Here is a 15,037-nt window from a genome sequence, read left to right on the forward strand (position 1 = left end):
CAAGGCGAATCCCATGTTCTCCCCCACGCTCATGTGCGGATAGAGCGCGTAGTTCTGGAACACCATCGCGATGTCGCGGTCCTTCGGCGGCAACGTGGTCACGTCGCTCTCACCGATGCTGATGCTGCCGCCGTTGACTTCTTCCAGGCCGGCCACCATCCGCAGCGAGGTGGACTTGCCGCACCCCGACGGGCCCACCAGCACCATGAACTCGCCGTCGTTGATGCCCAGATCCAGCGTGTCGACCGCCGGGTTCTCGGCGCCGGGATAGATGCGTGAAGCCTGGTCAAAGGTCACAGTCGCCATGATGTTGCCTTCCCTTCGTCGGTTCTGTACGGCCAATTTCGCCGGGATGGTGCTACCTGTTCTGGGGTCCTTGTCCTGGCTGGCGCTGTGCCCAGGGAGCGCGAATGACGTCAGGTCGTCGTGTGCTCGCGGGCGGGGTCGTGCAGGTTGAACTGGTTGGTCGGAAGGCCAGGCGTGGGGAGGTCGATCGCCCACACAGCACCGCTGCCGGGTGGCGCGGGCTCGAGGCCGTAGGACGCGGTGGTGATGAACAGCCGGTCCAGGTTCGGCCCGCCGAGGCAGACCGATGTGGGTTGCGGCACGGGCAGGGTCAGGACAACATCGAGTGTGCCGTCCGGCCGGTAGCGCCGGACCTCGCCGGCCCCCCAGATGGCCACCCACAGGTGGTCCTCGGCGTCCACGGTGAGCCCGTCGGGGCTGCCGTTAGGAAGCTCGGCGAACGTTTGGGGCGCGCCGGGGATGCCAGTCTCGGGGTCGACGGGGAACTTGAGGATGCGACCGTGGCCACTGTCGGACAGGAACAGGATGCTCCCGTCGGTTGAGAAGGCTGGTCCGTTGACGATGCTTAGGCCGTCGATCATCTTGTGTACGCTCAGGTCGGGGTCGACCCGGTAGAGCGAGCCGGCATCGGGAGTCCCGTCGTATGCCATGCTGCCGGCCCAGAACCGACCGACAGGGTCGCACCCGCCGTCGTTCATGCGGCAAGTGATCGGCTCCAACTCGGCCACCCAGGTCAGGTGCCCGGAGCCGGCGAGCAAGCCGATCCCTTGCCCGGCGGCGGCGATCCAGCCGGGTCCGGACCGCAGCGGTGCCACGGCGCCGAGCGGATGGCCTTCGAGGCGGGCGAGTGGTTGGAGTGAGTTCGGCCGGTCGCCGGCGGTGCTGTACAGGCTGCCGTTAAGGATGTCGACGAGTACGAGGCGGTCGTCAACCCAGCGGGCACCCTCCCCAAGCTCAAGCGTCTCGTCGGTCCAGCGGACGACGTGCTGATCGTGGCTGGTCATGGTCACCTCACTGTTTCTCCGGCTTCCAGACCGAGCAGGTCCAGCTCGTTTCGTGTGGGCAGGTTCTCCCAGTCGCCGACGGCGGTGACGGCGCAGGCGCTGAGCGTCACAGCTCGTGCTAGTCGCTCTTGCGGTCCGAGTCCGTCGAGGGTGGCTGACAGGTAGCCGGCGCAGAACGCATCGCCGGCGCCGGTGGTGTCGAGGACGTCGACCGGCGGTGCTGGGTGGTCGTAGCGGCTATCGGGTGTGAACAGGCTGGCGCCGCGCCTGGCTCGCTTCACCGCCAGCTCGTGGGTGGCTCCGTCGAGCAGCCGCTCGACCATGGCTGTTTCATCGTCTCCCTCGGTCACCAGCGAGAGTTCGTCCTCGGAGGCGACGATCACGTCGATGTAGGGGAGGAGGCTGCGTAGAGCGGTGCGGGCTTCGTGCCGGTTCCATAGGCGGGCGCGGTGGTTGACGTCCAGGACGACGGTAACCCTATGGTTGGCCGCGACCTCGGCCAGCCTCTGTGTCAGCCCGGCCGGCCCGGGCCCCAGGGCCGGTGTGATGCCGGTGAGGTGAAGGAGCGAGGCGTCGTCGAACAGCTCCGGGGTCACGTCGTCAGGGGACATGCGGCTGGCTGCGGAGTCGGATCGGTAGTAGTGGACCCGGACGTTGCGGCCTGGGAGCCGGTCGGTCAGCATGAGCCCGGTCGGCGCGGCATCGTCGTACTGGACGGTGGTGAGGTCGACGCCCTCCGCGCGCAGTGTTCGCGCCACCAGGGCCCCGGGTTCGTCCTGGCCGAGTCGGCTGAACCAGCGCACTGGGTGGCGCAGTCGCGCCAGGCCGATGGCGACGTTGGCCTCGGCGCCGGCGACGGTGAGATGCGTGGGACCGCCGAGTCGTAGCGGGTGCTCCGAGCGAACGACCGCCATCGCCTCGCCGACCGTCAGGACTCCTCGGCTTGTCATGAGCGCGCGACCGACGCGAGCACCTTGTGGGCGCGTTCTGCTAGCGCGTCAAGGTCGCCTCCCTGCGCCGCGTCGGCGAGCAGCGGCGACCCAAGGCCGACTGCCACCGCACCGGCGTCCAGGTAATCCCGGCCCGAATCGAGGGAGACACCGCCCACGGGCGCGAACGCGACTTCGGGAAACGGGTCGGTGAGTGCGCGGATGTAGCGCGGGCCGCCGAGGGAGGCGGGAAAGATCTTGATGGCGTCGGCGCCGAGGTCGACGGCGGTGGCGACCTCGGTTGGGGTGAGCGCGCCGGCCACGACGGGTACGCCGACCCGGACGGCCTCACGGACAGCCGGGTTCAGGGCGGGGGTGACGGCGTATGCAGCCCCGGCCTCGACCGCTCGGTGCAGCGCCGCCGCGTCGGGGACTGTTCCGGCGCCGAGCCCACCGTCGTCACCGACCTCGTGGGTCACGGTGCGGATCACCTCGAGGGCGTCGGGTGTGGTCAGGGAGATCTCGAGAACCCGGACTCCTGCTTGAACAAGGGTCAGCGCGCATGTCACGGCGAGCTCGGGGTCGCGAGTGCGGATGATCGCGAAAGCGCGGTGGCGCTCGAGCAGGGCGACGAGCTCGCCGGTGCTGGTGTTGTCGGGGTTGGTGGTTACCACTCTGCCAGACCTCCGTCCTCGTACCGCCAGATCGGGGACCTCCACTGGTGGCCCAGCTCGGCCGCGCGTCGCACCGCGGCCTCGTCGACCTCGATGCCAAGCCCGGGTCCGATCGGCCGGGCCACGTGGCCGTTGACGAACCGGAAGGGCGTCCTGTCGACGACGTAGTCGAGCAGCTCGGTCCCGTGGTTGTAGTGGATGCCCAGGCTCTGCTCCTGAATCAGGAAGTTGGGCGTCGCGAACGCGATCTGCAGGCTGGCCGCGAGCGCGATCGGTCCGAGCGGGCAGTGGGGCGCCATCGAGACACCGTGCACCTCCGCCATCGCGCCGATCCGTCGCACCTCGGAGATGCCGCCGGCATGGGAGAGGTCGGGCTGCGCGACGCTGATGCCCGCGCCGAGCACTGGGAGGAAGTCCCACCGGGAGTAGAGCCGCTCCCCGAGGGCGAGCGGCACCGTGCTGCACGCGGCGATCTGCGCGGTGAGGTGTCCTAGCTCGGGGAGGACAGCCTCCTCGACGAACATCGGGCGGTACGGCTCGAGAAGCGGCAACAGCCGCTGCGCGTTGGCCGGAGACACGCGACCGTGGAAGTCGAGCGCGAGGTCACGGTCCTCACCGAGCACCTCACGTGCGTTCTGCACACGAGCAAGGACGGTGTCGATCTCACGCGGTGAGGCGATGGGGCTCATGCGTCCCGTCGCGTTCATCTTCACCGCGGTCAGGCCGTGCTCCATCTGCTGGCTGATCGCGTCGGCGATCTCGGACGGCTCGTCGCCTCCGACCCAGGAGTAGATCCGGACGCGGTCACGGACGGGTCCACCGAGCAGGCCGTGCACCGGGACGTCTCGAACCTTGCCGGCGATGTCCCACAGCGCCTGGTCGAGGCCGGCGATCGCGCTGGAAAGGACAGGGCCGCCGCGGTAGAAGCCGCCGCGAGTCATGGTCTGCCAGTGGTCCTCGATCCGGAGAGGATCGGCGCCCAGCAGCAGTTCCGCGAGGGTGTCGACAGCGACGCGGACGGTCTCGGCGCGGCCTTCGACGACGGGTTCACCCCATCCCACCACGCCCTCATCGGTCTGGACACGGACGAATAGCCACCGAGGCGGCACCAGAAATGTCTCGACGCCGGTGATCTTCACGCCTGCGTCCCCTCCCGGATCCGTTCCACGTCGAGTACCGACTTCGCGAGCAGACCCCGCATCGCCTGCTCGGCAGCATCGGGGTCGCCGTCGACGATGGCGTCTCTCACCGAGGCGTGCGCCGGAGTGGGGTCGTCGTCGGGGATGCCGCCGTGCACCATCTGGTCGCGGGCCACAAGGCCTGCGGCCATGACGGCCTCCATTTGCACGAGCATCTCGTTATGGGTTGCACCGAAGACCGCCCCGTGGAAGGCGAGGTCGGCTGCGACCGCGCTCCCCTCTCCCTGCGCGGCGCGCAGCATCATGTCCAACGCCTGGTCCAGCACCTCCAGGTCGTCCTCGGTTCTGCGCAGGGCCGCCAGGCGGGCGCTCGCAGGCTCGATGATGCCGCGGACCTCGGAGAGATCGGTGATCAGGTCGTCGCCGTGGTTCGCCTCGAACTGCCATCGCATGATGTCGGCATCGAGCAGGTTCCATTCCCGGCGTGGAAGCACGAAGGTTCCACGCTTCTGCCGCGCATCGACGAGCCCCTTGGCTTTGAGTACGCGCAGCGCCTCACGGATCACTGTGCGGCTGACGTCGAGGTCGACCTCGAGGCGGGTAGGGTCGAGGGTCTGGCCCTCGGTGACGTCGCCGGCCAGGATGCGCCGGCCGAGAATCTCCACCACCTCCCCGTGGAGTCCACGACCCGCGTACGCGCCCAGCGGGGCCGGCCGGGCCCTCATGCCGAGGCCTTCATGACGCTCCAGCCTCCATCAACCACCAGGGATGCACCGGTGATGAAGGACGCGTCCGCGGACAACAGAAACGCGATGGCGGCTGCCGCCTCGTCTGCGCTTCCCAGCCGCCCCGCCACGGTTGCGCCGGCGCTCAGCTCCCGGTCCTCTGGGGAGACGCGGTCCCAGGCGCCGCTCACGATCGGACCGGGTACCACGGTGTTGACGCGCACGGCGGGCCCGTACTCCACGGCGAGCTGACGTGCCAGCGAGATCAGGCCACCCTTGGACGCGGCGTACGCAGGGTGGCCAGGCAGCCCGATGAAGGCATGCACCGATGACACGAACGTGGCTGCCGCTCCCCCCGGGTGCGTACTGGCGCGCATCCCCGGCAGGCACGCTGTGAACCCGAGGTGTGCCGCGGTCAGGTTCACCGCGATCTGGCGCTCCCATGACTCCGGGGTGGTCTCGTGGGCGGCCGCGAAGTCCAACGTGAAGGCGTTGCTGACCAACAGGTCCACCGGTCCGAACTCCTCCTGTGCGGCGTTCACGACCTGGCCCCACCGGGCGGGATCGCTGACGTCGGCTACCTGTGCGATCGCGGTGCATCCAGCGTTCCGGAGCTGATCTGCCACCTCGCTCACGCGTGGGGAGACATCCATCAGCACCACGCTGGCCCCGTCGCGTCCTAGACGCGCCGCGGTGGCTGCACCGATCCCAGACGCGGCGCCGGTAACCACCGCAACCCGATCACGGAAGCGCTCTGCGCCCGATGCGGGAGCCTCGCTGCTGGTCATGCGCGGAACTCTACACTAATGAGTTTTATATGACTTAATCTTGACAGCCGCAGGTGGGCGCGGGCAGAGTGATTGCCCCGGGTGCGGCGCGGGCGGTGAGCGCGGACGCTGAGCGCCCGAGGTGGAGCGGCGGTGTCCGTCTGAAGGAGGCGTGCCGATGTTGTCGCGGGGTCGCGTTCGTGCCGGTTTGCGGTGCTCTGGTCGTGGGTTAGCGACGGACATGCGCACCACCTGGGGAGGCGACCGGTGACCGCTCACCCGGGCGGACGGTGGCTGCGCTCGCCGCGTGAGGTCTCCGGTGAGGTGCCCGCGGCGCGGATCGCCTTCGGTGCTGATTACAACCCCGAGCAGTGGCCGCGGCATGTGTGGGACGAGGACGTGCGGCTCATGAAAGAGGCCGGGGTCAACATCGTTTCGCTGGCGATCTTCTCCTGGTCTCAGCTGCAGCCGACGGCGTCGCGGTGGGAGTTTGGCTGGCTCGCCGACGTCCTCGACCTGCTGCACGCAAACGACGTTGCCGTGTGCCTTGCCACGGCAACCGCCTCGCCGCCGCCGTGGCTGACCGCGAAGCATCCGGAGGTGCTGCCGGTCACCCGGACGGGGGAGACGGTCTGGCCCGGCGCCCGCCAGCACTGGCGGCCCACCTCCGCAGTGTTCCGCTCTTACGCGCTGGAGCTCGTGCGAGCGCTTGCCCAGCGGTACGGCGACCATCCGGCGCTCGCGGCCTGGCATGTTTCCAACGAGTTGGGTTGTCACAACGTCTACGACTACTCCGACGACGCGGCAGATGCCTTCCGTTCCTGGCTGCGCAGGCGGTACCAGACGATCGAGGGACTGAACACTGCGTGGGGCACCTCGTTCTGGTCCCAGCGATACTCCGCCTGGGACGAGGTTCTCCCACCGCGGCTGGCCGCCTCGTTCCCCAACCCGACGCAGCAGCTGGACTTCAAGCGGTTCTCGTCCGACGCGCTCAAGGAGTATTTGCGCGCCGAGCGGGACCTGCTGTACGAACTCACCCCGGACATCCCCGTCACCACCAACTTCATGGTGATGGGCAAGACCCAGGAGATGAACTACGCCGGCTGGGCCGCGGAGGTGGACTTCGTCGCCAACGACCACTACCTGCACGCCGACCGGCGACGGTTCGACGAGCTGTCGTTCTCGGCCAACCTCACCAGCGGCATCGCCGGTGGACGCCCGTGGTTCCTCATGGAGCACTCGACCAGTGCCGTCAACTGGCAGCCGGTCAACCTGCCCAAACGTGACGGCGAGCTCGCCCGCGACTCCCTCACCCACGTCGCCCACGGCGCCGACGCCGTCTGCTTCTTCCAGTGGCGCCAGTCGCTTGCCGGAGCGGAGAAGTACCACTCGGCGCTGGTGCCCCATGCTGGCGAGGACAGCGCGGTTTTTCGGGCCGTGACCGACCTCGGCACGACGCTGCAGGGGCTGGCAGAGGTCGCCGGGTCGCCACGCCTGCGCGCTCGGGTCGGCATTCTCTTCGACTGGGAGTCGTGGTGGGGCAGCGAGCTCGACTCCCATCCGACGTCGCTGCTGCGCTACCACGACGAGGCCCTGTCGTGGTATGCCGCACTCCTGGACGCCGGCGTGCGGACCGACGTCCTGCCGACGTCTGCCGCCTTCGACGAGCACGACGTGATCCTGGCCCCGATCCTGCACGTGGTACCCGCCCACCTCGCCGAGCGGCTGACCACCTACGTCGCCGGAGGCGGGCATCTGCTCACAACGTACTTCTCCGGCATCGTGGACGAGAACGACCACGTGTGGCCGGGCGGCTACCCCGGGGCGCTACGTGACCTGCTCGGCATCCGCATCGAGGAGTTCTCGCCCCTGGTTGCCGACGAGCACGTGCGGCTCGACAACGACGCCTCCGGCACCCTGTGGACCGAGACCATCGACGTCGCCGCAGGCACCGAGGTACTGGCCCGGTACTCCACCGGTGCCCAGGCCGACCGTCCCGCCATCACCAGGAGGCCCGCCGGCGAGGGGTCGACGACCTACGTCTCGACCCGACTCGACGACGCCGGTCGCCGATGGGTACTCCAGCAGCTGCTCGGTCGAGCAGCGGTCACGCCCGAGCTGCCCGAGGCGGTCACCGGTCGCATCGAACTCGCCATCCGGCACAACGACACCGCGGAGTACTGGTTCCTCATCAACCGGGGGGAGGCAGCGGTCCCCATCGACGGCATCGACGGGGAGGTGCTGGCCTGCAGCGCGCAGAGTCAGGCAGACCAGCTGGTCGTCGGTGCACGCAGCGTTGCCGTGCTGCGCCGCCCGCGACGCGGAGCCAGAGCCCACTCACCGGCGCGGCCATAAGCAGCGACAGCCCGAATCCAGGAACACGCCCGACACTAGGCAAGGGAGCTCGAGATGGAGCAGGTCACGAACCCGGGACTGAACCCGGTCACACGCCGCAGCTTTCTCCTGGGGGCCGCGGGTGGCGCCGGCGCGCTGTTGCTCAGCGGATGCGTGGGCTCTGGAACACCCGGAGGCAACCAAGGGGGTGGATCATCCAAGGAGCTGATCCTGCAGAACTCGATCGAGGACCCCGCGCCGGAGCAAGCCCTGGAGGAGCTGGCCGCCCGCATGAGGAACTACGAGGTGACGGTGAACTCCGTGGCCACCGAGCAGTTCCGTGCCCAGCTGTCGACGTATCTGACCTCCTCCGACCCCCCCGATGTCCTGACCTGGTACGCCGGGCCGGTGGCGAACTCCTACGCCGAGGAGGGCCTCCTGCTCGATGTGTCCTCGCTGTGGCGAGGTGATGGTCCCTGCGCGAACTTCTCCAGCGCGCTGCGCAGCCTGTCGACCAGCTCCGAGGGCCAGCAGATCTTCGTGCCCACTTTCAACTACTGGTGGTCCCTGTTCTACAAGAAGTCCGCGTTCGAGTCCTGGGGGGTCGAGCCGGTGGACACGTGGGAGGACTTCCTGGCCATGTGCGAGACCTTGAAACGCAAGGGCGTCTCCCCGCTCACGCAGGGGATCGGCTCCACCCCGTGGATGGCGTCGGGCTGGTTCGACTACCTCAACCTCCGGGTGAACGGGGCGAGGTATCACCGCGAACTCCTGGCAGGCGAGCACTCGTTCACAGATCGGCAGGTCGTGGAGGTCATGGAGCAGTACCGGCGGCTGATCCCCTACTTCCACCCCAACATGGCCTCGTGGGACTACCAGCAGGCGAGTCAGGCGCTGACCGACAACTCCGCAGCGATGTACCTCACCGGCGCCTTCACCATCCAGCACATGCCTGCAGACCAGCGAGGCGACCTCGACTTCTTCTCCGTCCCGACCATCGACCCGAGCGTTCCCAGCGCAGAGGAGGCACCCACCGACGGCTTCTTCGCCTCGGCCAACACCGACAACCCCGAGGGCTCGTTGGCCCTGCTGGACTACCTAGCCTCGCCGCAGTCCCAACAGGCCTTCATCGAAAAGACCGCTCAGGACGGCGCCGCCTACCTGCCTACCTCACCCGAAGTCGACACCTCCAACTTCACCCCCATCCTGCAGAAGGGCATGCAGCTGCTGCGGGAGACCGAAGAAATCACCCAGTTCTTCAACCGTGACTCCAGCGACGAGATGCAGGCCATCGCCGACACCGCACTGACCAAGTTCCTGGACAACCCAGGCGACATGAAGGCCATCTTGGCCGAGTGGCAGCAGTCCGCGGAGACCGCCCGGTGATGACCCTCACGCAGCGCGCCCCCGCGGCACGCGGCCCCACCGCGCCGGCCAGCGACCGGCGCCGCCGCAGACGCCGGAAACGTGTTCCAGCGGTGGTGTGGCTGTTCCTGCTGCTTCCGCTCGCGGTGGAGGCGTTCTGGGTCTTCTGGCCGGCCCTCAACAGCTTCTCACTGTCGTTCACCGAGTGGTCAGGCGTCGGCCCCGCCGAGCCCGTCGGCTGGGCCAACTACACCGACCTCATGGCCGACCCGGTGTTCCACATGGCCTTGCGCAACAACGTCATCTGGGCTATCGGCTTCGGTGGAGCATCCGTCGCCATCGGTCTGGCCCTCGCAGTTACACTCAACCGGCCCCGGCGAGGCGTCGGCTTCTACCGCAGCGCCATCTACCTGCCGATGGTGATCTCCCTGGTCGTCACCGGGCTGTTCTGGCGGATCATCTACCAGCCCGGGGGGCCCATCGACCAAATGCTGGCTCTCGGGGGTCTCGGAGCCGTAACCGTGCAGTGGCTCGCGAACGAAGACCTCGCGCTCTACGCCATCCTGATCGCGGCCGTATGGCGCCAGGTCGGCTACATCATGGTGCTCTACCTCGCTGGGCTCAAGGGCTGCGACTCAACCCTGGAGGAGGCAGCCTCCGTCGACGGCGCCAACGGCTGGCAGACATTCTGGCGTGTGGTCATGCCCCAGCTCAAGGGCGTCAACGCCGTCGTCTTCTCCGTGACCGTCATCGACTCGCTCAGAACGTTCGACATCGTCTGGGCCATGACCCGGGGAGGCCCCTACAACAGCACCCACCTGCTGAGCACCTACATGTTCCAGCAGGGCTTCACCCTCGTGAACCTCGGTTACGGGTCGGCGATCGCTGTCGTGATCTTCCTACTGGCCATCACCTTCATCATCACCTACCTGGTGCGCCAGGCCCGCATGGAGGAGTCCTGACCATGTCGCTAGCGATGGAGCGGTCGCCCAGCCCCAGCGGCCAGGTCGGCAAGAAGTCCGGCATCCCTTGGTTCCACATCGTCATGGGGCCGCTGGCGCTGCTCTGGCTCAGCCCCATCTTGTACGTCATGACCATCGCCTTCCGGTCCTTCGACGACATCGCCTTACACGGGCTGGGGGCCTTGCCGGCGACCTTCACCTTGGGCGGGTTCGTCGAGGCGTTCCAAGGAGGCGCGGTCGGCACGGCCCTGGTCAACAGCGCCGTGGTGACACTCTCGGGGGTACTGGCCAGTCTCTTCCTCAGCTCGCTGGCGGCCTATGCCCTGAGCAGATACCGGATTCCTTTTGCCCGTACCATCCTGTTGGTCATGCTGGCCGGCAACCTGCTGCCGCCGCAGATCCTGCTCATCCCGGTCTCCCGCATCGCGCAAGGCCTCGGGATCTACGACACGCTTTTCGCATTGATCGCGGTCCAGGTGGGCTTTGGTCTGGGCTTCTACACGTTCGTGCTGCATGGCTTCATGCGCTCGTTGCCGAATGAAGTGTTCGAGGCCGCAGTGATCGACGGTGCCGGCCCCACCCGGATCTATTGGGGGATCGTCCTGCCGCTGTCCCGCCCGCCGCTTGCCGCTCTGACGGCCCTGGCGACAACGTGGATCTTCAACGACCTCATCTGGGCGATGGCGGTGCTGCAGACGGAGACAAAGTTCCCGATCACCGCGGCACTGCTCAACCTGCAGGGCGGCTACTCGACCTCGTGGAACGTCGTCGCGGCTGGGTCGATCGTCGCCGTGATTCCGCCTGCGGTGGTGTTCTTCATGTTCCAGAAACAGTTCGTCTCCGGTCTGCTGGTGGGATCGAACAAGTGACGTCGGAGCCTGCGGCGCGTTGGACGCTGCACACCGCCACGTCGACCTATGTCATCACCCGAGCGCCCGCAGAGGCTGGCCTGGTGCTCGAGCACTGGGGGGCACCAGGGCGGGACCAGCCCTGGACTGCACCAGATAGGCTCCACTTCGCCACCCTGCTCGACCTGGCACCGTTGGAGTACGCCGCCCTCGGAACCAGACACACCACGACCAGCGAGCTGATCGTTCAACGTCCCGCCGGACACGACGGCATCAACCTGCGCCTGGCCGACGACAGCGTTCGTGTCGACCGCGACGGCCACTCCACACACCTACAGGCACTGCTCACCGACCCAGCGGGGGACATCACGGTCACCCTTCACGTGCTCACCTCAACGCGGCATGACGTCGTCGAGCGATGGGCCGAGGTCAGCCATGTTGACCATGGTGGCCATGCTGACCCCACCGATGCGGTGGTGCTCACGCGAGTCTTCAGTGCCGGCTGGAACGTCCCCGTGGGTCCTGGTGCCCGCCTCCACACCCTGGTGGGCCAGTGGTCGCGCGAGTTCCAACCGGTCGAGGTGGAGTTGACCGCCGGCGAGTTCTCGATCGGCAGCCGACAAGGCATCACATCCCATCGGTACAGCCCGTTCGTGGCCCTGCAGACTCCGCAGGCGCGCGGCGCGTCGGATGACGATGCCTACAGTGTCGCGCTGGCCTGGAGCGGGTCCTGGCGTATGCTCGTGGACGCCATCCCATTCCACAGCCACGTCCGCGTGAGTGGAGGTCTCGACGACGAGACAGGCGACGTCAAGCTTCAGCCAGGGCAGCGGTTCGAAACGCCGCACATGCTCGGGATCTGGAGCCCGCACGGGCTGACCGGACTGAGCCGTGCCTGGCACGCCTACCAGCGGGAGGTGCTCGCCCGTGACTTGGGCCCCCAGCATCGACCCATCGTTTACAACTCCTGGTACGCCACCGAGTTCAACGTCCGCGTGGACCACCAACTCGCGCTGGCCGAACGCGCGGCTCGACTCGGCGCCGAGGCATTCGTCGTCGACGACGGATGGTTCACCGGGCGCACCAGCGACCGCTCGGGCCTGGGTGACTGGCATGTCGACGACGCCAAGTTCCCCCACGGGTTGGAAGAGCTCATCGACGGAGTGCTCGGACTCGGCATGCGGTTCGGCCTGTGGGTGGAACCCGAAGCAGTCAACCCCGACAGCGACCTGTACCGGGAACACCCTGACTGGGTCTACCACGCTGGGCACCGACCCTTCACCACCATACGCAACCAGTACATCCTCGACTTCGGCCGGCCGGACGTGGAGCGCTGGGCCGCTGACATGCTCACACGGTTGCTGACGACCTACCCCATCAGTTACCTGAAATGGGACATGAACCGGCCGGTCACCGACGGCGGTCGCCCCGCGGACCCGCATGGGCGTGAATGGTCGATCCAGCACACCCGAGCCTATCTGCGAGTCATGGCGATGCTCCGCAGAGACTTCCCGCATGTGACCGTGGAGGCGTGCGCCGGCGGCGGCGGACGCATCGACAACGCCGTGCTTGCGGTCTGCGATGTCGTCTGGCCCAGTGACGAAACCGGTCCACGCGACCGTCTCGCCATCCAGCACGGGTTCCTCTCGGCGTTCACACCATCGGTGATGAGTTCGTGGGTCACCGACGAGCCGGACCACATCAACGTAGAGCCAGCAAGTCTGGAGTTCAGGTTCGTGGTCGCGATGGCAGGTGCCCTTGGCATCGGCGCAGATCTGATGCAATGGGATCCGGCCCGCATGCAGCACGCCGCGACCTTGGTTGAGCTCTACCAAGAAATTCGCTCGACCATTCACCGAGGAACCGTCTTCAGACACGGCTCACCTACAGATGACTCGTACGCAATCCAGTACACCACCGACGGGAAGGTGGTGCTGCTGGTATGGGCTCGAGGACAATGCCCTCCGAGCGTGCGCATTTACTTCGCCGATCTGCAGCCGTCCCACCGCTACCGCCTGCGAGGATCTGACGTCGTACTGTCGGGCTCCGAGGCATCCGAACGAGGCGTCCCAGTGCCGTTCTCCATCGCGCCAGACTGCGACGTACTCGTGTTCGACCGCATCGACCGATGACCACGATGCCGCCTGGGCACGGCTGGCGTCGAACAAGGCTGTCGCTCACCATCGATCTAGCCCATGGGGGTCGCTGGACCTCACTAGCCTCTCCCTACCGGGAGTGGTTGTGGCGGAACCCGGACGACAAAGTGGTGACCCGACGCGCGCAGGTGCGACCCGGAGACGCGTTCGTCGACGCCGGCGGCGCGGAGGAGTGCTTCCCAACAATTCGAGGCCTTCCCGATCACGGGGACGCCTGGTCGCGACCATGGGCGGGCTCGGACGCACACGCCTACGTCCAACTAGGACCATGCACGTTGAAACGAGACGTCGACGTCAACGGCGAGATAGCGGTCGACTACCGCCTCACCGCTGCCTCTCCTGAACGGTTCCTCCACGCGGTGCACATCCTTCTCGATCTCTCGTCGGAAGCACGAATTGCTGCGCCCGAGGTGACGCATGCGCGCATCCTCGACTACCCCCAAACAGGAGTGAGCACCGAAGTGACCTGGCCAAACGGCCTGGGCATGCCCCTCGACCAGCTGGGGCCCAACGACGGCACGGCCACTGGTGCGTGCCTCCTGGACTGTCAGCACGTAACCGTCCTCGACCAGAACGACGCTCTCGCTCTCACATGGAGCACTCGTAGACGGGCGGATCAGCGTCTGCTGTCGATGTTCCTGTGGCGGAACCTTTGCGGCTGGCCAACCGACGCCCCATACCGCGCAATCGGAATCGAACCCATGGTAGGAAGGGCCGCCGACCTGGGAGGCGCCAACAGGGAAGACGTCGCGGAGGTACGGAACAACCACAACTTCCACTGGAGACTGCACATCACATGCTGGCGACGACTGACATGCCTCGCAACGGCGAGATCAGGGCACGGCTGACCAGGGAGTGGCAGCCACCAGCCGTGAGCGAACGCGCTGGGACGCAACTGTGGCCTCAGCACGTCGCCGAGCTCATGTGACGCCAGTTGACGTGACTCTGTTGGGAGACGAACGAGCTCCGGCTCCGCGGGCAGTTGTCGCTGCTACGGCTGTTACGGATTCGGAGCCGGCACTTCGAGGGCGAGCGACGTCGAGTTGATGGCGGGCCGCCACGATCGGGAGAGCAACGAGGTCACCCGGTCGTCGTTCCGGATTTACCGCGACGACCAAGACATTGGCGGGGTCGACTTTTGGGCCTGCCGCACGTGCCAGTACGTCCTGCTTGGCGAGATCGGTCTGGTCGAAGCGGAGCAGAACAAAGGGCTGGGCCGCAGGGTTCTGGAGCGACTACGCAACGACCTGCCCGGGTACCGCTGGTACATCACTCTCGCCAAACGCGGCTCGGAGACGTTCTGGCGGCGGCTGCGCGAGACACACCCAGGCGAGTACGCCACCGGCGCGTGCCCGCACATTCAGGCATCGCTGTAATCGACACCCTGGCCGCGAAGGCTGGCCGTCCCGCGTCGTCACGCTGCCGCGTCGGTGTTGCAACGCCAGCATCACGCAGGCGAGGAGCCGCCCAGCCAGGGAAGCGACGACGACGGGCTGCTCAGGACGGGCTCGTCGAGCCGACGCAAGTCGAACTAATGTTCGGCTACGATGAGCCGATGGGCAAGCCAGCTGTGCACGTATGTATCGGTGATGAGCGGCGCGGCGCGGACGGCCGGCGACATCGGGTGGTGCGTCGCATGGTCGGGGCCGATGGCCGCGTGGCCCTCGCGTACAACGTCTACAAGCCGAGCGGGGGAATCGAGTTGCGGTTCGTCGTCCTCGCGGCGGATGACGAGACGGACTTCCTCACGCAGCCGGGCGAGCCGCAGCCCGACGAGTTCGACCCCGCCTAAAGCCGCGTCTCCCGCACCTGAGGCAGCGCCGGGAAC

At 67.3% G+C, this 15,037-nt stretch carries 13 protein-coding genes and 1 pseudogene; 7 read left to right on the plus strand and 7 right to left on the minus strand.

Features of this window, described 5'->3' with window-relative positions; genetic code table 11:
• The 7 genes from GEV10_28600 to GEV10_28630 all read right to left on the minus strand — a co-directional run.
• A partial coding sequence (locus tag GEV10_28600; GenBank protein MQA82377.1) for an ATP-binding cassette domain-containing protein occupies positions 1-306 on the minus strand: 306 nt, incomplete at its 3' end.
• A gap of 110 nt (positions 307-416) precedes the next feature.
• Positions 417-1,310: an SMP-30/gluconolactonase/LRE family protein gene (locus GEV10_28605; protein MQA82378.1), complete on the minus strand. Its 894-nt coding sequence runs from the start codon at positions 1,308-1,310 to the stop codon at positions 417-419.
• Positions 1,311-1,312: 2 nt separating this feature from the next.
• Positions 1,313-2,260 carry a sugar kinase gene (locus GEV10_28610; protein ID MQA82379.1) on the minus strand — a complete coding sequence of 316 codons (948 nt, stop codon included), beginning with the start codon at positions 2,258-2,260 and terminating at the stop codon, positions 1,313-1,315.
• Complete coding sequence (eda, locus tag GEV10_28615; GenBank protein ID MQA82380.1) at positions 2,257-2,865, minus strand: bifunctional 4-hydroxy-2-oxoglutarate aldolase/2-dehydro-3-deoxy-phosphogluconate aldolase; 609 nt, start codon at positions 2,863-2,865, stop codon at positions 2,257-2,259. The genes GEV10_28610 and eda overlap by 4 nt, the downstream gene beginning before the upstream one ends.
• Before the next feature lie 41 nt (positions 2,866-2,906).
• The gene (gene dgoD, locus GEV10_28620; GenBank protein ID MQA82381.1) at positions 2,907-4,052 is read right to left on the minus strand and encodes a galactonate dehydratase; all 1,146 of its coding nucleotides are present in this window, start codon (positions 4,050-4,052) and stop codon (positions 2,907-2,909) included.
• Positions 4,049-4,756, minus strand: coding sequence for an FCD domain-containing protein (locus GEV10_28625; protein ID MQA82382.1), 708 nt, complete (start codon positions 4,754-4,756; stop codon positions 4,049-4,051). The genes dgoD and GEV10_28625 overlap by 4 nt, the downstream gene beginning before the upstream one ends.
• 17 nt (positions 4,757-4,773) lie before the next feature.
• Positions 4,774-5,565 carry an SDR family oxidoreductase gene (locus GEV10_28630; GenBank protein ID MQA82383.1) on the minus strand — a complete coding sequence of 264 codons (792 nt, stop codon included), beginning with the start codon at positions 5,563-5,565 and terminating at the stop codon, positions 4,774-4,776.
• Between the two features lie 306 nt (positions 5,566-5,871).
• Between GEV10_28630 and GEV10_28635 the strand changes: the two are divergent.
• From GEV10_28635 to GEV10_28665, 7 genes and pseudogenes are all read left to right on the plus strand, one after another.
• A pseudogene (locus tag GEV10_28635) lies at positions 5,872-7,899 on the plus strand (beta-galactosidase).
• A 54-nt stretch (positions 7,900-7,953) separates the two neighbouring features.
• Complete coding sequence (locus tag GEV10_28640) at positions 7,954-9,264, plus strand: extracellular solute-binding protein (protein MQA82384.1); 1,311 nt, start codon at positions 7,954-7,956, stop codon at positions 9,262-9,264.
• Positions 9,264-10,205: an ABC transporter permease subunit gene (locus GEV10_28645; GenBank protein MQA82385.1), complete on the plus strand. Its 942-nt coding sequence runs from the start codon at positions 9,264-9,266 to the stop codon at positions 10,203-10,205. The genes GEV10_28640 and GEV10_28645 overlap by 1 nt, the downstream gene beginning before the upstream one ends.
• 14 nt (positions 10,206-10,219) lie before the next feature.
• Complete coding sequence (locus tag GEV10_28650; GenBank protein ID MQA82386.1) at positions 10,220-11,074, plus strand: ABC transporter permease subunit; 855 nt, start codon at positions 10,220-10,222, stop codon at positions 11,072-11,074.
• On the plus strand, positions 10,963-13,185 hold the full coding sequence (locus tag GEV10_28655) for an alpha-galactosidase (GenBank protein ID MQA82387.1): 2,223 nt from the start codon (positions 10,963-10,965) through the stop codon (positions 13,183-13,185). The genes GEV10_28650 and GEV10_28655 overlap by 112 nt, the downstream gene beginning before the upstream one ends.
• Positions 13,186-13,484: 299 nt before the next feature.
• Positions 13,485-14,057, plus strand: coding sequence for a hypothetical protein (locus GEV10_28660; protein MQA82388.1), 573 nt, complete (start codon positions 13,485-13,487; stop codon positions 14,055-14,057).
• Between the two features lie 198 nt (positions 14,058-14,255).
• Entirely contained in the window at positions 14,256-14,585 is a 330-nt protein-coding gene (locus GEV10_28665; protein MQA82389.1) for a hypothetical protein, read from the plus strand.
• Positions 14,586-15,037: the final 452 nt, after the last annotated feature.

This window comes from Streptosporangiales bacterium, assembly GCA_009379955.1.
GTDB lineage: Bacteria > Actinomycetota > Actinomycetes > Streptosporangiales > WHST01 > WHST01.

Coding starts and splice junctions, on each gene's coding strand:
- GEV10_28605 (MQA82378.1), bottom strand. CDS start 1,310: ATGACCAGCCACGATCAGCACGTCGTCCGCTGGACCGACGAGACGCTT.
- GEV10_28610 (MQA82379.1), bottom strand. CDS start 2,260: ATGACAAGCCGAGGAGTCCTGACGGTCGGCGAGGCGATGGCGGTCGTT.
- GEV10_28630 (MQA82383.1), bottom strand. CDS start 5,565: ATGACCAGCAGCGAGGCTCCCGCATCGGGCGCAGAGCGCTTCCGTGAT.
- GEV10_28640 (MQA82384.1), top strand. CDS start 7,954: ATGGAGCAGGTCACGAACCCGGGACTGAACCCGGTCACACGCCGCAGC.
- GEV10_28645 (MQA82385.1), top strand. CDS start 9,264: ATGACCCTCACGCAGCGCGCCCCCGCGGCACGCGGCCCCACCGCGCCG.
- GEV10_28650 (MQA82386.1), top strand. CDS start 10,220: ATGGAGCGGTCGCCCAGCCCCAGCGGCCAGGTCGGCAAGAAGTCCGGC.
- GEV10_28665 (MQA82389.1), top strand. CDS start 14,256: ATGGCGGGCCGCCACGATCGGGAGAGCAACGAGGTCACCCGGTCGTCG.